Source organism: Ligaoa zhengdingensis (assembly GCF_014384885.1).
GTDB classification, from domain to species: Bacteria; Bacillota; Clostridia; order Oscillospirales; family Ruminococcaceae; genus Ligaoa; species Ligaoa zhengdingensis.
Genome location: NZ_JACRST010000003.1, coordinates 151,992 through 169,613, shown reverse-complemented (window position 1 = coordinate 169,613; position 17,622 = coordinate 151,992). Strand labels below are relative to the sequence as shown.

The window sequence follows — 17,622 nt, the reverse complement described above, 5'->3', positions numbered from 1 at the left end:
GGTAATATCTCCTGCACGCTGCTGCTTGTCACGCCGGACACCGACAGGCTGTAGGTAAAGGGGGGCTCACTGCCTGTCCAGCCTGTCTTGGACAGGGTTTTGGTGGTTAGGGTGGACTTATTGGCAGTGTTTCCTATTGCGCCGGCAATGCGATTTTCTAGGTTATTAAGATTCGCAGCATTCAACGCGTCTCCAGCAGCGACCTCAAGCCCCTCTTCCCTTGACACATCGTATACGTCCGCCGTCCCTGTGGGCGTCAATTTCCGCCTCCCTGGATATTCCACCTGCCGATCTACCCACGTTTTCTTAGTAAACGACATTAGATCACTCCTATCTGCTCGCCCGCATAACACTCTCCCAGGCCTGGTGTCGCGGCGGCTGTTTTGTGATATAGTTCATACATATCCGCCAGAATTTTTTCTGCGGAGTTCCACTTGTCCCAACTGTTCAAAGGATATTCAGGTGTTGCTGGTGTTACAGCATATGTGTAAAACGCTTCCCGGAGCGCCGCTATATTGTCGTTAATCCGTCTAAATGCGGCCTCCGGGGGCTTGTCTGTTCGGCTCCATGTCTGAGTAGATATTTCAACTCCAAGCAGTTCACCCAGTACAGCGCAATTCTCTTCCAACCTGTTGATGTCGCCCACATTGCAATACCCCTTCTCCGTATGCTCAATAACATCTTGAGCCGTGCGATCTACAATCGGCGTAATCCACGCCATAATTACAGCGCCCCCATTTCTTCGCCTGAAATCAGTTCGCCAAGTTGATACCCGGTAATTGTAGGGATACGCGCTCCGACTACACGGGCTGATGTGATAAACCCCCCGGTCAGATCGATCTCCATAGATTCTATCGTCCCCTTCAGCCTTTCATCGCGCAAGCTATCAACAACAACCCAATCACCGACCCTTTCTGAGCTGGTTAACAATTTGAATTCGTTGTTGTACCGCAGCTGGTAGTAGTCATAAAGGCGCTGCGCAATTGCATCAGCGTTATCTCCGGTCACGAGCGTCGCATCGTCTACCTGAAGTACATTTGACGTCGTATTTGCAGGCAAATCCAACATCCGCTTAGACACGATTCTTCTCGTATCGGTATATCCTTGGCCCGTTAATGCCACCTTTCCAGCCGCAGAAACGCGGATGACCGCCTGATTGACTGTACTAGATAGGATCGTTCCTCCTGATATAGAGAGGTTGTGGGCTGGATCGGTAAAGACGATTTGATAGTCTCCTGCCTCCAACGTGTCAGAAAACAGTTCTCGCGATTCTGTGTTTGGTTGGTATTTGTGCGCGACCACATCTATACCAGTGACCAAACTTCTCAGCTCTACCGTACCTCCAGAAAACTTTCTGGATTTGCTGATATGGCTGGTGGGGCGGCTCGGGGGAGAACAAATTCGGATTTCATCCCCTCTGCTACAGTCCACCACGGCCCCCAGCGCAAATGCCACCTGCTGCAACGCCTCGCGATGTGTACAGATCGGAAGATACCCAGACAGGGTCTTGTTTTCAAGACTTGCATCAAGGCTATATGGCACGTCCGCTGAGGTCATTATAGATGCCACAATATCACTCGCCGCAACGTTGTTATACATTCCCCCGCTAAAGTTGGTCTGATCGATAATGCCAATCAAGTCGACTGCGGACAAATCCACGCTATAGTCATCCGCGTTTTTCCAGGCGTCCAAATAGTATGTGCCCATTGGGATTTCCACCCCATTGACTATCTCTGAAACCGCTAACCTCTGGCGCTGTTGGAGGACGGAAAAGACGCCTTGAGGGTTGAGCAACGAAAACCTTGAGTCTTTGCTGTACACTTGCAAATCAAGGGTATTTACTGTAAGTTCGGCAGAAGTTGGATCCATCTCTTCCAGGATGGATGCCGACACAATACTTTCCCCCGAAAGTTCCATGGAGACAAGCCCGTATTCAATATTTTGCAGTTTCAGGTATCTGTACGGTTTTGCGGTAGAATAAAAAGTGAGGGTCACCTTGCGGTAGCCCTCAACCTTTTTCTCGACGTAATACTGAGCGCCGTCCGGAGCGAATGCCTTTTGTGCGATTATGTTTTCGCTTCCATCGTACCAGACTGCAAGCACGCTATTTGCATAATCGTTTGTATCAGGCGAAAAAGTAAGCGTCAAGCCGATACTGCTGTGCGGCTCAGTGAAAGACACTTCTAAGACAGGAGGCGTTGAAAACGATCCATCCGATCCAGACATTGACGCCGACCACAACCCCCACCCCGCACCGGATGGTGCGTCTGGAAATGGCGAGAAGCTCCCGTCCAGCAGAAAAAAGCTGTCTTCCAGGGTTGCTGACTTCGGTGGACTCAGCGGCACCTCCGATTTAAGATCGGATAGCGAGACAAAGTCCTGCTTATCCGCGCAGATTGGAGTACTGTCCTCCCTAGCAGTGACATCCAATAGCCCAAAATAGATTTTTGTCGAGGTTCCCACCGAATCACCTCCTCGCTGGGGCCTGGGCTGTGAAATTAACTGTTAAGTTTTTGAAGTAATTCTTAGATTTATGTATTCTCAACAGCTCATCTTGAACATTTGAGAAATAGGCAACAAACGTGTAGTCTCCAGCCTCGTCCGGCACAATTACCGTGTGAAACTCCTGCGGTTCTGTCAGCTTTCCCCAAAGTCTGGCATATTCATTCACATCCGCGGTACTGCCAAGCTGCAACTGATAGTTGAAGTAGACACCAATCAGCTCGCGGCGAAGTACTCCGTCTTCCGTGCGCTCTGCATACTTATCCAGGAAGTCCGCTTTTCGCTTAATAGAGAGCACTGGCACATCGTATTGATCTCCATCTATATACATCATCAGATTGCTCCTCCTCGTACCAGCTTTATCCCTTTTCGGGCCGTCGCGCGATCCAGTTCGGGCTTGAGTACCCGCGCAAGCGCAGCCATACTCCCGGTAAAATGGATGACGATCTCCTGCTCGCCGCGTGCATCCATGACATTTGCCAGCGCTTGCTCTATCGTTTCTAGTGGGGCCTCAATATTTGTCCCACTCTTTTGGTCGCCTAAGACCGCTAAAAACTCTCGATTTGCGGGGATAACCGCGCCCTCTGCAAGCCTTGGCAGTTGTATTTCCCTGACATGCGAGATGTTAATGCCAAACGATTTACCCCCAACACCAGGAACCCAATCTGGAAATTCAAAATGAATCTTGTTGAGCTGATCAATGAGCCAGTTGACGCCCTTGATAATAAAGTTCACCGCAGTTTCCAGTTGCCCAACGATGATGTTCCAAATTCCACCAAAGATATCCTTAATTCCCTGCCACACCATATCCCAGTCTCCGGTAAATACGCCCGTAAAGAATGTGATAAGGCCTTGGAAAATCTGTTTTATGCCATCTATCCAGACTCCTGCAATGCTTTTGATGTAATCAAAGAACCCAGTTATGATAGCTTTCGCTATATTGATGATACCGCTGAATTTTCCGTTGGTTTTTTCATTCAACCAGTCCAGAAAACTAAGAAACATATTTTTGATCGCATCCACTACAGTGTTGAATACGGTACCCAAACCTTCAAATATCTTTCCTGCGCCGCTTATAGCCAGGCCAATGTCCCCGGTAAAGATACCAACAAAAAAATCCTTAAACCCTCCCAGGATGGTTTTAAACCCTTCGATAAGGGCCTCCCCATCTCCAAAGGCGTTGACTATCGCCAGCAGCAGCGCCGCAATACCCGCAATCAACAGCGGTATCCACGATCCCACTAAAAGGGCGATGCCAAGTCCAGTGGCTATGATTCCCGTAATAGCCATCATAGTATTTTGCAGGTTCCAGCCGTTTTTGTCGGCGTCGTGAAAAGCAGTCACCAGCATCACAATCCCAGAGACGACCAGCCCTATGCCGCCGCCCAGTTTACCAAAGGCAATCCAAAGTCCCGCCACCAATTCAAGCATCCGTCCCGTCATAGACATAAGATTTTCCCACGATACCCCGTTCACCCACGCATCAAATGTGCTCTTCACAAAACCAACAACCCCATCAATTGCCAATAACAAGCCAAGGAACATCTTAATTCCCCCGCCAAAAGAATCGGAAAGCTTCCACGCCAGCAGCGCGGCGCCAATCATTTTAACGATCATCAAAATGTTATTCAGCCGATCCTCCGATATCCCTGTGTCAAAATCAAAACTCGGAGATATGCTGCTGGAAGCTCCACCGCCGCCAGCGTCCGATTGCTGCAACACATTAATCTCGTCGAACCCAGCCAATGCTCCCTCTGCATCTTTGGCTGAGGCCCCGACCGCATTGAGCGCCTCTGTCTCCTTATACAATTCTGAGGCCGCCTTCTTGGATTCGCTCCCGGTCTTGCCAAATAACCTCGCCATAAGCTGTGCAGCAACCGATATCAGGCGTGTAAGGATGTTGACCAAGCAAGTGAACGCTGGAACAACAACATCAACCAACGGCTGTGCCAATGTCAGAAGCGCGCCCTTGAGCCTTGCCATCGTCGCGGTTGCTTCACTGTTCGTTTTGATAACCTTGGACATCCAGTCCCGTATTGCACGCAGTGCCGACGTGATGACCGTAAACACAAATACTCGACGCGCAAGTCCCTTGATGCGTTGTGTGAACTTGTCCAGATAGTTGCTTGCCCGATCTAAAGCGTCTCCTATTCGTACCCCGCCTGTGCTAGCCTCGGCCAAATTTTTGGAGAGGCGCGCAGCTTTTTCCTCCTGCCGTTCCAACTCTGTTGCTGTTTTCACTAATGCGTTATCATATGGGGCCATTTTTTTAAGAATCGCCTCGTATTCGGATCGGAGCTTGGACACTTTATCCAAGGATGCAGCCTGCTGTTGATCGGCCCCAAGAACTCCAGCTTTCCACTGTTCCCCGTATTGTTTGGCCGCATCTGTAGCCTCTCTTATTTTTGTGCGCAGTTGGTTCGCTTCCTGAGTGAGGGGCTCCATATCATTTTGCTTTTGGTTGAGTTTTTCTTTTAGCGCGTCTATTTTCTTTTTGGTGTGTGCAAGCTCCTTTTCCAGCTCTTTGTTGTCTAGCTCGGTCGAAATCACAATCGCCCCGTCCGCCGTTTCATCCACCTCCCCACTGCTTCAGCAATTCGTTCTCCTCTGTCGTTGTTGGGCGCTTTAGATCCACCAGTTCTCGGTTTCTTCGATACCATTCTCGGTCCTCTTTATCAAGCTTTTTACCCCGCGCCAGATGGTCACGCACCCGCACAATTTGGGCGAACAGGCATTCTCCACCTATTTCGTGGTAAAAAGCAACAAAGGTCCACCAATGCATATATTCCGCCAACCTTATCTCACGCCCACATACACGATTTATGGGCGCTACAATGTGTTTAAAGTCCTGCTCCCAATCCATCAGTTTCGGGGCCTTTTTTTGCGGTGAAATCTCTCCACAGTCAATAAACCAGAAGCACTTTTTTACCGCTTGTTCAAGCATATCCGGCGGAATTTCGTCTAAATCCGGGTAGAAGATACTGAGGGCCACCAATATCTTTTCTTGATCTGTAAGTTCCGGATCGGACAGGGCGGTGCAGATATCCAACACCGCCCTGTAATCGGATCTGATCTCATAGTCCTTGCCGTCTATCTTTACGCTCGTTGGTAAGTCGTAAATCATCTTTTATACTTTTCCATATATTTTTTGATGCGCGGATTGGTCAACTTTTGCTCCTTGCTCATTGATGCATCCACTTCAGCAAAAATTGCCAGCATCAGATTGCACCATGCAGGCAAGCCGTCTGCAAGCGCGTACACGTTCATATTACCAAACAACGAGGAGCAGACCGAATCTCCTAACAGGCCATCTATCACCCCGCGCATCTCCGCGTCGCGCGCATCTGCAAAGGCAAGAATTTTTTCCGGTTCCGAAAGCTTTTCCACTTCTTCTCGATATGTGTCCTGTTTTTTTTCCAGCGCGTCGAACGCTTCATACAGCCGACGCACAAATGTGCTGTCGGTCGGGTTGAATCGCACTTCGCACGCTTCATTGATTGTGTAAGTCTTTAGTCCAGTGTCAAATGTCAGTTTGTTCATTTAATCACTCCTCAGAATCCGGCGTAAATGTTACTGTGCCGTTCGCATTCGATGCCGTCCCTACAGTCCGCTTTCCGCCAAAGATCACGTCAATAGGCATTCCCACATTCGAGGAACCCCCCAAGCCAGACGGCTTGACTGCACACGAACTGTATCGTTCGGCGAACACCGCTGTATTTTTGGTGCCCGCATAAAGATGCACCAAAAGCATGTCTTGGTTTGAGAGTGCGGCCACGTCCTGATCCTTGATCGCCAGGTTCCACAGTTTCACCTGTGCCTCGTCTCCTGCATCCAGTTCACACGGCTCAAATGATTGCGTCAGGGCCGGCTTTTTCATTGTGGTGTAGGTTTGCCCCAGAATGTCTGTCTTGGTCTCGTCTCCCCAGTCAAACTCGATGGAACTGTCCTCCACGCGCTTTCCAATGACGCTCCACGCGGGTGCCGAGGAGGTGCCCGTATTCAGATATAGTAGCAATAGTTCGCGTTCAACCGCCGCATCAGCCGCAGTGTTAAAAGTTATATCGGCCATTTCATTCACCTCTCAAATTTCTTTACATACTGGACGGAGAGCTGAACCATATAGGTCGCCGTTCCCTCTCCATCGGCTTCGTATAAAACTCCGTTTTGGGCTATAATCTTTTCGTTTTGCGGCGCGTCTCCAAAAACCGGAGCCGCCCCTGTCGCAGATTGCTCTTGCGCCCACTCCTGAAAATCCATGATCCAGTCCGCATTTATAGTGGCCCCCTGGTCGTCGCCAGGCGCTTTCTCAAAGACATAGTATAGTCCGAAATTATATTGGTTGGTCACAGTAACATTCCCAAGAATATCCCGGCGGCGCTCTATTTCCACCAAGCCAGACGGAAACAATCCACCGTTTCGAGGTATCTGGTCTGTGTAGTCCACCTGAAAGGCAGAAAGGATGTCAAACCCGGGATATTCAGCCAGCCAGCTCTTCAGCTTTGCTAACGCGCTCATCGGCCTTCCCTCCTTCTTACATATTCCTGTAGCTCGGATTGCATTGCGGGTATTTCCGCAGCTTTCAACCTGCGATCCCAAAATGGGCCGGCCAGCGGATTTTTGTCCTTTGTGTATTGCAAGTCGACATCCGTAACCGTTTTTGGAGCCTTCCCAACCATCACCTTTCCATAGTAGAGATACCGCGCATAAGGCGTATCAGTCACAATCTCGGGGGTGTCAATATGTGTTTGCGCCTGAGTCAACTTGATGGTGGCTCCGCTTCGGTACGGCATGTACTTTACTATCCTTCGCAAGACATTTGCAGTGTGATATCGCTGCACATCTCCGCCCCTCGTAAGCCCTTTTGCTTTCAGTATTTGATCTATGGGCTTCATATTAACGGCTATTCTTCCCACTATGTTCATCCGCCCGCCTCCACATGCACCATTTTCCCGTTCCAATACTTTGTATCAACATATTTGACTACCACAAGCCCCGGGACTTTCGCCGGGATAAGCGACGCCCACCCTTCCCGTGTGGAGACTTCAGGGCCAATTCCTAGTAAGACTTTGTCGCCGACATAAACGCTTTGTTCCGGACACGGAATAACCAGCAAAAAGCCATTTGCTTCAGCGCTGCCTGTTTTGTCTATGTTTTGGCTTTTTTTAAAATCCAAGAACGCGTGAGTGTACACCCTTCTGGTGTATATCTCATTATCCTTGTGGTAGACCGTCACCGTCTGATTGCACAGCTTATACTCCACAGGAGAGGCGCGGCGCTTGATACGGGCCATCACAACGCCCCCGCTTCTTGCCATGCGGCATAAATTTTTGGCCCCTGCAAAGCAATCCAGTCTACCAATTCCTCGTTTTTTGCCCACGGTCCATCAACCTTAAAAGAACTATCCGCGAGCCCGGATTCGTCAAAGAAAGCGTGAACAATTTCATGCCGTAAAATCTGCCGCTGCGCACTCCTTGCAGCTTCGGCAGATTCGTATTCCCACCCTTTACAGGTTGTCATATCACAGATGACTATCTGCTGCAGATAGCGATCGCAGTACCCGTCAATCGATTCACGCTCAAAGGCTTCATCCTCTTTGTATTTTCTTACGGTTATTGTGTACGGAGTGCCAAGGACATTCAAGGTTTGCATTAGTGCACCCCCCGGTAGATATCTAAGTATAAGCAGGCACAGCGAAACAATTCTCTGGCTTGGCCCACTGGAGTCACATCCACTGCGTCATTCCCAGCGCCGCTGTAGCTAGCGGAAACGCTACCGATAGATGCTGATCGTACCGCTCCGCCCTCCCCATTGGCGATCAAATCAAATCCATACAGCGCATCAGCCATGGCGCAGACCGCCATGCCCTCGGAATCTGCCTCCGGCGCTGTAACTATGTAAATGCGTTTATACCGGGCAAGCTGATCCCCAGCCCGCTTGATAAGGCTGGGGAAATCAGCACTAGGGATAGTATCGCCTTTATATTTGGTCCTATAGAATATGAAATCGACCATAGGCCTACCTCCAGGATCAGGCTTTGAATTTTGCCAGAACCACCTTAGATTCATTGGACAGCGCCACCACATAAAAACGATCGGCGGTAATTTCCGTGGTGCGGTTCTTTGGTTTTCTTTCAGTTTCCACATTGGTCTCTCGCTTAAGATACACTGTGATAGCAGGAAGCGCGTCCTCCGTCTCGTCATCCTGTTCCAGCTTTACCAACGGATTAAGGTAGTAGGCCGCCGTAACCGGTACAACGTAATCATTGACCTCAGGCACAAATACAGCCCTTTCTTCAGAGTCCCAAAAATCTCCGGCGGTCAGGCTGGATAACTTGGATTCTCCAGAGGACGGGGTTGCGGTTTCGTCCACGATTTTCACTGCTCCGCTGTCGCCGGATTCAGCCTTGATGTAACCGATCTTCACGACTTTCTTGGATGGGACGATCCTAGTATTAGCGATCATGCCGATCTCGCCGGTGAGCATTACGCCCTCCTTGTATTTGTCGGCGGAAATAAAATTGCTGTCTTTGCGCAAAGTAGTAACCTGTGCAGGGTGGACAAACAGCACCTTCTCAGTGTTGACTTCCTCCTCGAATACATCGATAGCGTCTACAATGCCGTTATAGGCGATTTTTGCGCTTGTGCCGTCATAGGAGAGGGTGCTTGTACGCAGCGCGTCCATCGCATCATTATCCACCTTGGCGGCGATAGATAGGGCCAACTGATTGGCCGCCTCACCCACCGGATTGCCGTAACCCGAGAGCACTGCCTCGTCGGTTAAAGACACACCTTTCATAGCTTTCTTGATGGTTGCGGTCTTGCTAGAAGTGCTCATAGCCTCGATAGTAACGTCTGCACCTTCGTCTACATCGTAAGCATCGCCGATATACCCCCACGATGGGACGGTGATGGTGCTTCCAGGCTGGCCCTCAAGGGTGGCGTCCACCTTGGCAAATGGGATGACTCGAATTTTCTTGGGAATCTTTCCGGTAATCATGTCGGCCATAACCTCCGGATCAATTAGCTTATTCAGGGTAGTGATAACATCAGGCATAGTTTTACTCCTTTACTTGTTCATACAATTTTGGATTGTTCTGTTTCAGTTCCAGTCGCTCGCGATAACCCATCCTTGCAAACGACTCCTTGGTAACAGCCCCGGTCATTTTTTGTGTGCCGGTGCCTGCGGCGTAAGGGGGAGGGGTTCGATCGGCCTCAAATAAGTAGCTCTTATCCTTCTTTAGCTGATCCATGGCCGCTCTGATGTCCGCCTCTTGGTTTTTGCTGTTTTTTAGTGCATCGATGTCCAACATGCTGCATACAGCCTTTGCGTCGCGTCCTTTCGCGGCAGTCACCGCGCTGGACAGTAAGCTTTCAAAGGCCATATCGGCAATTTTGGCTTGATAGTCCGACTCTTGTCTCGCAAGGTCGCCTTGCAATTTTATGATCCGTCCCTTGAGTTCGTTGACGTCCACGCCCTCAAATGCTTTCAGGCCGTCTGTAGTGCTTTTGAGCTGGTCTGTCAACTGCGCAACCTTGCCGACCTGCTTATCATAGTCAGCCACAGTTTTGTAGTTGGCAAACAAATCTTTCTCAAAATCTGATTTTTTGCCCTCCGGGATTTCTAAATTTAACCCGGATAGAATCTCGTAAATGTTCTTCAATTCGGATCCCCCTAAAATAATTTATCCACCGGTCTTTCTCCGGTCAGTGGGTGAACCGGTTAAACGGCCGGTTCCGCCGTATCGGCATAACAATAGAGCCTTTTAACGCCTTGCTCAGGGCGGCGCCTTACCCCGCGCCGGGAGAAATCTGGATCACCGCCTTTCTCCATTAATCTTCTCTTTTCCCTCGTAAATCAAAATCATCACCTTTGCCTTTATATTTTTCATCGAATTCCTAAATTCGTGTAATTACGACTCATATACGCGGTATAATTTAACAAAATACGACAGGTTTAGGAGGCATTCTCATGTTTTGTAAGAAGTGCGGCACAGAATTCCAAGACGCAAATTTTTGTCCCAAGTGCGGGCAACCGGTTTTCGTTAACCCGCCTCAGCAACCCGCCCCGTCCCAAGGCAACCCAGCCCCTCCTCCAAAAAAGAAAAACGGGTGCCTCGTTGTTATCGTAATCGCGGTTGCTATTTTTGCCGTTGTTTTCGTTGTTGGAGCTCTTTCGGGTTCCAATGAGCCGACTTCGACCAGCGTTTCGGCGAATCAGAGTTCATCTAGCGGCACAACATCCCTTTCTTCAGACGAGGCGAACAACAAAGAAGATGGTGTCTACGGGCTGAACGAACCTGCGGAATTCCTCGGGATTAAGGCCACCATGGTCAATGTCTCTGAATCGTTCGGAACGGATTTCATCCATCCAGGGGATGGGAATGTCTTTGTAACTGTAGAGTTTGAAATTGAAAACAACTCGGCCAAAGAAATAAACGTCAGTTCAATTATGAGTTTTGATGCGTATTGTGACGATTACGCCGCAAATATCAGCCTCGTCTCCTTTGCGGAGGACGGTGGTCTAAAAAGCTTAGACGGGACAATCGCACCTGGAAAGAAAATGAGTGGAGTGTTGGGGTACGAAGTTCCAAAAGATATGGAACGTTTGGAAATCAACTATCAGCCGAGCCAGTTTCACAGTGGCAAAATAAAGTTTGTATACGAAAAGTGATCCTTTCGGCGGCGCCCTGTTAAAATTGCAGGGCGCCGCCGTTTTTGCGCGTCAAATTTGCGGCATAAGAAAACCACCTCCCAAAAGGTTGGTGGTTTAATCTATAAATTCAATTTTTTCGATCCTACTGATATAGAGGACGGTACCTGGGCCAACATCGAGACTTGGCTCAAACACACCGCCCTCCTCCTCATTCTCGACGGCGCAGTATGCCCAGCAGCGGCCCGAAAAAATCTGTCCATCTGTGCAGGTAACACAGACTTCCCGCTCCGAATCCATGAAATCAAACAGTTTCTTTTCCGTATATCTCATCTTCTGCCTTTCGCCCCCTTCTTGCTCGGGTAGTCGGGGACAATATGCGTCCCTCGCTTGCCGTAGTGGATTTTGAATACTGTCGTTTCCGCCTCAGCCCCATTGCGGTTATCAACGACAACGCCGATCACATCAGGATGCATGGTAACAACCTCCTTGCTTTGCCACACGCCATCGTTTGTTCGCTCTAATATCCCGGTACCCTTGTATTGATCTACCAAAGCCTGCGCCTCGTCTGCGCTGACGGTCAAGCGGCTTGGCCCGTTTTTCCCCTGCTTTTTCAGCTTCTCAACATATTGCTTATATTCGTTTGTTCCCGCAACATGTTTTCTGAATTGTCCGGGCTCGATGGTTGTTATCACTTGGTCGGACTGAATTTTTCGCCGTAGCGGCAAATCTCGCATATACGCCTTGATATTCTTTTCTCCGCTGCCAATATCATACATCGAATTTGCGGCTGTTGCAACTCTTGCGTATCCTGATTTAGCCCTTGCCGCCTGTCCCTTTCCAAAGTTCGCTATTTCGGCCCGCTCAGACTGTGTCCGAAGTCCGGCCGCCGCAGAAAAGCGCTTATACTCGCCGCTTAGCACCTGAAGCTTAATCTGGTCTATTTGCAATTTTTCTGTGTCGCCTGTCGATTCATCCACCAGAATTTTTCGTTTCTGAGCACGCATAGAGCGCTCAAGCTTCCGTTGCATCTGTGTTGCTTCATACATAGTGTAGTGCTTACCCAGGTATTCAATGCCAGTAGCGTTGTCCCGCTTAAACTTCGCCAGTTCTTCCGGCGTGTACTGCGGCACGCTAACTCCCAAAATGACAGGGAAGGCCACATGGCCGCAATTCAGTGTACCAATGCGGCGAGCGAGGCTATTGTTCAGGGCCATATATTCGGCATCCGAATACTGCCTGCCCTGGATCGGTTCATGATCTGGGGCGCTTGCTGCGTGAGCTGAAATTTCCCATCCGTCGGCGCCTAGACTATCATGCTCTTGCCGACTGATCTGCTCCTGCATCAGGCCCAGCCCGCCCATAATGTTGCGCCGCACCGCTGCCTCCAGAGACGTGTGAGCACCAGATTGATAGTCGATCCACTGCACTCCCTTATGCGCTAAATTCTTGGTGGCCTGTCGAATTGCGGTGTTGTAGTCCGACGCACCTGTGGCGACTTGCTCGAACGCGAAATCACACGCCTTTTTATATGCAGCGGTCAGCGGGTACGTTTTCCCATCAGGCGCTACAAAACCAATGGTTTGTACCATATTAGTCAGATCATCCTGTGCCAGTTTTACTGCTGCCGCTATCGTTTGTTGAAGGACGATATTTTCTGCGAATGGAACAGCCTGGGCAAAAGGGAAATTCATTATGTCGTAGTTATATCCTACCTCTGCTGATTGCGTAAGTAATCTACGTAATTCTTGGTGTGAAACCTTTAACAGCTTTCGGATGCGTTTCTTAATTTCCCTTTGTGATACGCCTAAGTTTTGGAGTTTCCAAACCTCGTATGCAGCGGTGGAAGTCAATTGCCCCGCCTCTGAAATACGTCTTGCAATCTCAGAAATAAGGTAGCTGCTGATTGGGTCTGTAAGCTTTGTAGCGGCGTCCCGAATGGCGTCAATCTGTTCTGGTGTTAACATCATTCGTCACCAGGTTTCGCCATTTCTTCAACCTCTGGCATATATCGCCCTCTAATCTTCTGTAAATCTTCCTCTGTTTCGGTCGGCATATCAAAGTACCAGCCAACCGCAATCTCTGGCTTCAGCATTCCCGCCGCTACCATAGCCTTGTAATCGCCCCAGGTTTGATCTTCATCGTAGAGGATTCCGTTTCCCCAATTGATGATTACATCCTTACCTGGGTTGATCTCCGGCCCAGCATAAATTTTATACATTCGGCCCAGCACACCACATACCCTCACAGCCTCGCGTACAGCACCATCCCACATCTCCTGAAGATCAATGATGGATAGGTTGTAGTCGCCCGCGCTGGACGTCACCTCCGTAGCCGTACGCTCCATCGCCTCAACCTCCGACAACAGCCCGCGCTTTAAGCCAATTAGGCTTTCCACGTTTCGGAGGTATTCTGTCTTTCGCGCAAGAAAGGATGCCTCCCGCAAAGGCGGGGAGAAGATGTCAATCCCTCCGCTTTGGTAGTCGCCCGAAACCCCCACAAAAACATCGTCCGTTAATGCTTTTCGGCCGTCCCGGCGTTCAAGCAGCGTATCGTCTACAAAGATACGGCTTTTCCCGCGCTCGAATTCCCCGTTGAGTTGCGCCTCGTTGCGGTTGATATTGTGGATCAGGCCCGCAGCAGGAGCATATACGCTGACTGCATCCAGGCTGCCATCTACTGTGTTTTCCAAGGGTACGCGTAGCGGTATCAGTCCAATACTGCCAACTGGCTTCGGAAACACCACAACAGGCTCCAGCGCCGCATATTTCTCCAGGGCTTGCAGTGGAATTTCGGTGCCTAAGATGTCCTCTGTGTTTGACCGATATAGTCTACTTTCAATCTTCAGCCACCCATCTGCATCCACCGTGCGCCGCTCCAGCAGGGTATAATACAGTCTATCCACTATGGTGCGCTCCGCTGTGCCGATGTCGGTCAGATCACCGCGCTCGTCGCGTCCGAGCGCCAAATAGTCACTGCGAGAGATCACGCCAAAGGAGACGCCCTTAGATAAAAAAATCGGCTTGAGATAGCACTGTCCACCAATAAGCGCCTGCTGCATCGCTTTCTTACGACACACATCCAGTGCGCCCAAAACACTTGTTATATACTCGGTTTTAGGGCCGGAACCAGCAGCACCCGCCTCATACTCAGAAAATGTGGTTTTGCTCAATTTATGTACTACGGCCACCGGAATACGTTGGCACGGGTCTTCCCTGTCCGTCGGCTCAGTCTGGTAATATAGTCCCATCCAGTCCCCGATTGCAGCTTTCATCGGCGCCGAAGTGATATCCTTAACCCCAAACGCTTGTTCAAAATTATAAATTTTATTGCCGTCAAAGAGTGCGGTGAGTATACTCATTCCTCCCTCACCTCTTTTGCGTTGATGATGATACGGGGTCTCCGCCGCATGGCGTACTCCATTCCGTCAATATATGCGCTCAGGCGTTCGATTTCCCGCCTTTGCACAGCAAGCTTCTCCCGCAGTCTTTCGTTTGCCTCCGTTAGATCGTCCCGACACCAGGCAGGCAAAAATCGTTTATAGAGCCATGTTTTTAATTTAGTTATCACATCCCACGCCTCCTCCATACTTGCTCCAAGGCATATCTGCATCCATCGATAACGTGATTCGCTGCATCTGGGTAGCCCTGGAGAACCTCGCCGGTCTTTTCGTTGCGTTCATATTCATACTCGCTGAATTCTTTCGCTGCATTTGGGCATCGTTCTGGATCAATCACAATAGCCGGCAGGGATTGTAGCCACTTGATTCCAGCTTCAACGCTACCAGGCCCCTTTCTGGCGGCCACCATGTCGAATCCCATGGACCGAAAATTGCTGATTGACTTGTCTCCGCCACCACCAGGATCGGCCACAATGCGGTCGTTCTTGTGGGCCTTGATAGTTTCCGCCCACCGGTCGTCCGGGCAACGATTGGCCCGATAATCCTCGTAAATATACAGGACACGGTCTTTGCTACTGTATGTACATCCCACAAATTGGTTGGGGTCTGGATACCAGCCCCAGTCTTGACCAAAGTAATGCCAGTCCTGTTCGGAAATAAATTTTTCTGATATCGGCTCTAACCGCAAGTTTTCGAACACCTGCGTGCCTGAGCCTACAACTTCCCCTCCATACTCATGCCGGTATGCGGTTGGGTTGATGGACTTTAAGTGATCGGCATCGGCCAGAAAACGAGGCCCCAGCCACTCCGGCGGAGTTGTAAGATAGGTGCTATGGTGCACTATTTTCCCAGGCTTGCTCTCTATCACATAGCGGTTCGCCCAGTTTCTCGCCATGGCAGGAGGGTTGAAGCTCTTAAAGCACATAGAGTACACACCGCCGCGGAACAATGACTGTTCCACGCTGCGGATTTGCTCTTCGCCATCAAACTGATCCAGTTCCTCGAACCACGCAATCCCGATGTAGCCGAACGCTACTTTGATTGATTTGAGCTTTCCAGGGTCGTCCATCCCAAAAAACATAATCTTTTGCCCAGTTGGGATATATACGCACTCCATCGGCGACACTGTGCACCGAAACTTGTTCGCCAATCCAAGCTCAGCAATAGCCCAGCATATCTGCGCGTATACCGATGTGCGGAGGGTGTTGCCCACCTTACGCATCACTACCGCATGGCAAAGAGGGTGCTTCAGGAGTTCCAGCACCAATTCCACGCTGACATAACTTGACTTTGCGGACCCTCGTCCGCCCTTACAGACCAGCTCATTAACTACGCCCATCTTAATTTTTCGGTGCGGTTCTGCGAACGCAGGGGATATTATTTTAGATAGTTTATATGTCATCAACGATTTGCACTCCCGCGTCGCGCCCGACGGCATCTTGTTTGTACCGTCCCTTGAGCTCAAAATACAGCTTGATCGCCTGGATATCCCCGACGTCAACACGGCGCATAAGGGCTTTCCAAACACGTGACAGCTCGCTGTCCGTATATCTATCGATCAGGCCATCCACGTAATCGCGGAACGTCTCGTCCTCAAGCCACCGGTAAAACGTAGACCTTGCGACACCAATACGCTCGCATAGCTGCGTAATTGTCCCGCTGAAATCAGGGTTTGACAACATTTCCGCCGCCTTGAGCTGTTTTTTCCCGAGCACCGTTTTGTTTCGTTTTGTCGTCACATCACCACCACGCTTTTTTGATTATCTTCTCGCCCTTTGGCTTGCGCATCATCCATGGCTTGGCTATGTTGCATCCCTCCCTTTGGACGCAGAAAATCCGCCCGTGGTACCCCATGAGCGGATTTTTCTAATTACACTATATCATTGTTTCGATATGACATTCTATGACATCTCTTCGAGTGCTTTGCCGTGCATTCTAACAACCTGTCTCCACGAATAGTGCATCTCTACTGCAATCCTCTCCCAAGTATATCCGTCTATGTACCGGTACCGCAACAGCAGCCTTAGCCGATCATCCGCTACTGCTCCAATTGCTTTCTCGATATCCTCACGCAATGCAACTCCTCTGTCAATTTGCTCCGCCAACTTGTTCTGCATCTCTATGATCTTCTCGACGCACATCTGGATTCTGTCGCCCTGATTGCTTGTCCCGCTGGACAGATCGCTCCATCCGCTGGTGACCCGACGGGCTCTGCTTTCCCACCTCGTCAATTCTTCGATAGTTCGGCTGATCTCAGATTCATTATTCCGATACTGTAGCAAATATTGCTTCTTTTCTTGATTCGTCACGGTGTGACCTCCTCCCACCGAAATCTTTTGCCTTCGAGGGCAATTCTGCCTTCGTCCTCCGCCTGAAATCGGCGGTCGTAGTCGCGGAGCGTGCGCTTTGGCTTAAACGGGAATTGGCTGTCCCCGTCCCAGCTCAACATCAGAGCCCAATAATCTGGGTAGTTCTTCCGCAGCCGGCGGAGTGAATCAACCCTCTGGTTTGGGCAAAACCAGCACCCGCCCCGCACCTCTTCGGTGTATATAGGCGCAAGCAGCCCGGAATACTTGGACCATAGACCGCAGTAATCCTCCTGCCAGCCAATCTCAACCAATGGGAGTTTTACGTTCGGCCTGTTGATATGCCCAGCTATTCGGCTTGGCTCATCTGCCGCAATCCCAAGATAGATGATGCCTCCGCGCTGTATCTCCTGTAACGGTTTTACCTTGCACGGCCGCTGCAATTCGCACCCCATTCTCTGCCCCTTGGTCATAGGCCAGCCCCTTATTTGGCCCGCGTGATTACCTTTTACACGGCGGCGGTACATCAGCGTTTCCGCCGTATACTTCCCCCTGACATGCTCCACCGTAATGCCCCATCGTTCTTTGATGATCGCATCAGCTCTCGCCTTAAACTCTACCATAGGCGGCAAATCTGCTGGGATGTCATCCGTAGCCCAAACATCGGCCGTAACGATGCGATCCAGGGGCCACCCCAAACGCTCGATAGCTCCCAAACAGGCCATGCTATCTTTGCCGTAGCTCAGCGATAAAATGTGCTCCATG

Annotated in this window: 23 protein-coding genes; 1 reads left to right on the top strand and 22 read right to left on the bottom strand. The window is 50.1% G+C overall.

Annotated features, from left to right (window positions below; translation table 11 throughout):
• From H8711_RS04135 to H8711_RS04065, 15 genes are all read right to left on the bottom strand, one after another.
• Positions 1-320 (bottom strand): hypothetical protein (locus H8711_RS04135; protein ID WP_249282270.1); only part of this gene is annotated, 320 nt, incomplete at its 3' end.
• Entirely contained in the window at positions 320-721 is a 402-nt protein-coding gene (locus H8711_RS04130; protein WP_249282269.1) for a hypothetical protein, read from the bottom strand. The genes H8711_RS04135 and H8711_RS04130, both read right to left, overlap by 1 nt.
• A 2-nt stretch (positions 722-723) precedes the next feature.
• Complete coding sequence (locus H8711_RS04125; RefSeq protein ID WP_249282268.1) at positions 724-2,463, bottom strand: hypothetical protein; 1,740 nt, start codon at positions 2,461-2,463, stop codon at positions 724-726.
• A gap of 4 nt (positions 2,464-2,467) precedes the next feature.
• The gene (locus H8711_RS04120; protein WP_249282267.1) at positions 2,468-2,836 is read right to left on the bottom strand and encodes a hypothetical protein; all 369 of its coding nucleotides are present in this window, start codon (positions 2,834-2,836) and stop codon (positions 2,468-2,470) included.
• Positions 2,836-5,079, bottom strand: a complete 2,244-nt coding sequence (locus H8711_RS04115) for a hypothetical protein (RefSeq protein ID WP_249282266.1) — start codon at positions 5,077-5,079, stop codon at positions 2,836-2,838. Before H8711_RS04115 ends, H8711_RS04120 begins: the two co-directional genes overlap by 1 nt.
• A complete protein-coding gene (locus tag H8711_RS04110) occupies positions 5,072-5,626 on the bottom strand; it encodes a Gp15 family bacteriophage protein (RefSeq protein WP_249282265.1) in 555 nt (184 codons plus the stop codon). Before H8711_RS04110 ends, H8711_RS04115 begins: the two co-directional genes overlap by 8 nt.
• Positions 5,623-6,042, bottom strand: a complete 420-nt coding sequence (locus H8711_RS04105) for a hypothetical protein (RefSeq protein WP_249282264.1) — start codon at positions 6,040-6,042, stop codon at positions 5,623-5,625. Before H8711_RS04105 ends, H8711_RS04110 begins: the two co-directional genes overlap by 4 nt.
• A 4-nt stretch (positions 6,043-6,046) precedes the next feature.
• Positions 6,047-6,571, bottom strand: coding sequence for a hypothetical protein (locus H8711_RS04100; protein WP_249282263.1), 525 nt, complete (start codon positions 6,569-6,571; stop codon positions 6,047-6,049).
• A gap of 5 nt (positions 6,572-6,576) precedes the next feature.
• The gene (locus H8711_RS04095) at positions 6,577-7,017 is read right to left on the bottom strand and encodes a hypothetical protein (RefSeq protein WP_249282262.1); all 441 of its coding nucleotides are present in this window, start codon (positions 7,015-7,017) and stop codon (positions 6,577-6,579) included.
• Positions 7,014-7,424 (bottom strand): minor capsid protein, encoded by a 411-nt coding sequence (locus H8711_RS04090; RefSeq protein ID WP_249282261.1) that lies wholly within the window; start codon positions 7,422-7,424, stop codon positions 7,014-7,016. The genes H8711_RS04095 and H8711_RS04090 overlap by 4 nt, the downstream gene beginning before the upstream one ends.
• Positions 7,421-7,792, bottom strand: coding sequence for a DUF6751 family protein (locus tag H8711_RS04085; protein ID WP_249282260.1), 372 nt, complete (start codon positions 7,790-7,792; stop codon positions 7,421-7,423). Before H8711_RS04085 ends, H8711_RS04090 begins: the two co-directional genes overlap by 4 nt.
• Positions 7,792-8,151 carry a hypothetical protein gene (locus tag H8711_RS04080; RefSeq protein ID WP_249282259.1) on the bottom strand — a complete coding sequence of 120 codons (360 nt, stop codon included), beginning with the start codon at positions 8,149-8,151 and terminating at the stop codon, positions 7,792-7,794. Before H8711_RS04080 ends, H8711_RS04085 begins: the two co-directional genes overlap by 1 nt.
• Positions 8,151-8,513 carry a head-tail connector protein gene (locus H8711_RS04075; protein WP_249282258.1) on the bottom strand — a complete coding sequence of 121 codons (363 nt, stop codon included), beginning with the start codon at positions 8,511-8,513 and terminating at the stop codon, positions 8,151-8,153. Before H8711_RS04075 ends, H8711_RS04080 begins: the two co-directional genes overlap by 1 nt.
• A 16-nt stretch (positions 8,514-8,529) precedes the next feature.
• Complete coding sequence (locus H8711_RS04070; protein WP_249282257.1) at positions 8,530-9,555, bottom strand: N4-gp56 family major capsid protein; 1,026 nt, start codon at positions 9,553-9,555, stop codon at positions 8,530-8,532.
• Between the two features lie 4 nt (positions 9,556-9,559).
• Positions 9,560-10,162: a phage scaffolding protein gene (locus H8711_RS04065; RefSeq protein ID WP_249282256.1), complete on the bottom strand. Its 603-nt coding sequence runs from the start codon at positions 10,160-10,162 to the stop codon at positions 9,560-9,562.
• A 308-nt stretch (positions 10,163-10,470) separates the two neighbouring features.
• On the opposite strand from H8711_RS04065, the gene H8711_RS04060 reads away from it, so the two are divergent.
• A complete protein-coding gene (locus tag H8711_RS04060; protein ID WP_249282255.1) occupies positions 10,471-11,172 on the top strand; it encodes a DUF4352 domain-containing protein in 702 nt (233 codons plus the stop codon).
• Positions 11,173-11,268: 96 nt separating this feature from the next.
• On the opposite strand, the gene H8711_RS04055 is transcribed toward H8711_RS04060, so the two are convergent.
• The 7 genes from H8711_RS04055 to H8711_RS04025 form a co-directional block, all read right to left on the bottom strand.
• Entirely contained in the window at positions 11,269-11,484 is a 216-nt protein-coding gene (locus tag H8711_RS04055; protein WP_249282254.1) for a hypothetical protein, read from the bottom strand.
• Positions 11,481-13,121 carry a phage minor capsid protein gene (locus H8711_RS04050; protein ID WP_249282253.1) on the bottom strand — a complete coding sequence of 547 codons (1,641 nt, stop codon included), beginning with the start codon at positions 13,119-13,121 and terminating at the stop codon, positions 11,481-11,483. The genes H8711_RS04055 and H8711_RS04050 overlap by 4 nt, the downstream gene beginning before the upstream one ends.
• The gene (locus H8711_RS04045) at positions 13,118-14,512 is read right to left on the bottom strand and encodes a hypothetical protein (RefSeq protein WP_249282252.1); all 1,395 of its coding nucleotides are present in this window, start codon (positions 14,510-14,512) and stop codon (positions 13,118-13,120) included. Before H8711_RS04045 ends, H8711_RS04050 begins: the two co-directional genes overlap by 4 nt.
• Positions 14,513-14,717: 205 nt before the next feature.
• On the bottom strand, positions 14,718-15,953 hold the full coding sequence (locus H8711_RS04040) for a PBSX family phage terminase large subunit (protein ID WP_249282278.1): 1,236 nt from the start codon (positions 15,951-15,953) through the stop codon (positions 14,718-14,720).
• On the bottom strand, positions 15,943-16,290 hold the full coding sequence (locus H8711_RS04035; protein WP_249282251.1) for a phBC6A51 family helix-turn-helix protein: 348 nt from the start codon (positions 16,288-16,290) through the stop codon (positions 15,943-15,945). The genes H8711_RS04040 and H8711_RS04035 overlap by 11 nt, the downstream gene beginning before the upstream one ends.
• 162 nt (positions 16,291-16,452) lie before the next feature.
• On the bottom strand, positions 16,453-16,860 hold the full coding sequence (locus H8711_RS04030) for a hypothetical protein (protein ID WP_249282250.1): 408 nt from the start codon (positions 16,858-16,860) through the stop codon (positions 16,453-16,455).
• Positions 16,857-17,621, bottom strand: coding sequence for an adenine nucleotide alpha hydrolase family protein (locus tag H8711_RS04025; protein ID WP_249282249.1), 765 nt, complete (start codon positions 17,619-17,621; stop codon positions 16,857-16,859). Before H8711_RS04025 ends, H8711_RS04030 begins: the two co-directional genes overlap by 4 nt.
• Position 17,622 lies beyond the last annotated feature (1 nt).

Bases quoted from the DNA above. Each gene is read 5' to 3' on its own strand.
- H8711_RS04105 (WP_249282264.1), bottom strand. From the start codon at position 6,042: ATGAACAAACTGACATTTGACACTGGACTAAAGACTTACACAATCAAT.
- H8711_RS04060 (WP_249282255.1), top strand. From the start codon at position 10,471: ATGTTTTGTAAGAAGTGCGGCACAGAATTCCAAGACGCAAATTTTTGT.
- H8711_RS04095 (WP_249282262.1), bottom strand. From the start codon at position 7,017: ATGAGCGCGTTAGCAAAGCTGAAGAGCTGGCTGGCTGAATATCCCGGG.
- H8711_RS04090 (WP_249282261.1), bottom strand. From the start codon at position 7,424: ATGAACATAGTGGGAAGAATAGCCGTTAATATGAAGCCCATAGATCAA.
- H8711_RS04130 (WP_249282269.1), bottom strand. From the start codon at position 721: ATGGCGTGGATTACGCCGATTGTAGATCGCACGGCTCAAGATGTTATT.
- H8711_RS04100 (WP_249282263.1), bottom strand. From the start codon at position 6,571: ATGGCCGATATAACTTTTAACACTGCGGCTGATGCGGCGGTTGAACGC.
- H8711_RS04075 (WP_249282258.1), bottom strand. From the start codon at position 8,513: ATGGTCGATTTCATATTCTATAGGACCAAATATAAAGGCGATACTATC.
- H8711_RS04120 (WP_249282267.1), bottom strand. From the start codon at position 2,836: ATGATGTATATAGATGGAGATCAATACGATGTGCCAGTGCTCTCTATT.
- H8711_RS04110 (WP_249282265.1), bottom strand. From the start codon at position 5,626: ATGATTTACGACTTACCAACGAGCGTAAAGATAGACGGCAAGGACTAT.
- H8711_RS04045 (WP_249282252.1), bottom strand. From the start codon at position 14,512: ATGAGTATACTCACCGCACTCTTTGACGGCAATAAAATTTATAATTTT.
- H8711_RS04080 (WP_249282259.1), bottom strand. From the start codon at position 8,151: ATGCAAACCTTGAATGTCCTTGGCACTCCGTACACAATAACCGTAAGA.
- H8711_RS04050 (WP_249282253.1), bottom strand. From the start codon at position 13,121: ATGATGTTAACACCAGAACAGATTGACGCCATTCGGGACGCCGCTACA.
- H8711_RS04085 (WP_249282260.1), bottom strand. From the start codon at position 7,792: ATGGCCCGTATCAAGCGCCGCGCCTCTCCTGTGGAGTATAAGCTGTGC.
- H8711_RS04025 (WP_249282249.1), bottom strand. From the start codon at position 17,621: ATGGAGCACATTTTATCGCTGAGCTACGGCAAAGATAGCATGGCCTGT.
- H8711_RS04055 (WP_249282254.1), bottom strand. From the start codon at position 11,484: ATGAGATATACGGAAAAGAAACTGTTTGATTTCATGGATTCGGAGCGG.
- H8711_RS04040 (WP_249282278.1), bottom strand. From the start codon at position 15,953: ATGACATATAAACTATCTAAAATAATATCCCCTGCGTTCGCAGAACCG.
- H8711_RS04070 (WP_249282257.1), bottom strand. From the start codon at position 9,555: ATGCCTGATGTTATCACTACCCTGAATAAGCTAATTGATCCGGAGGTT.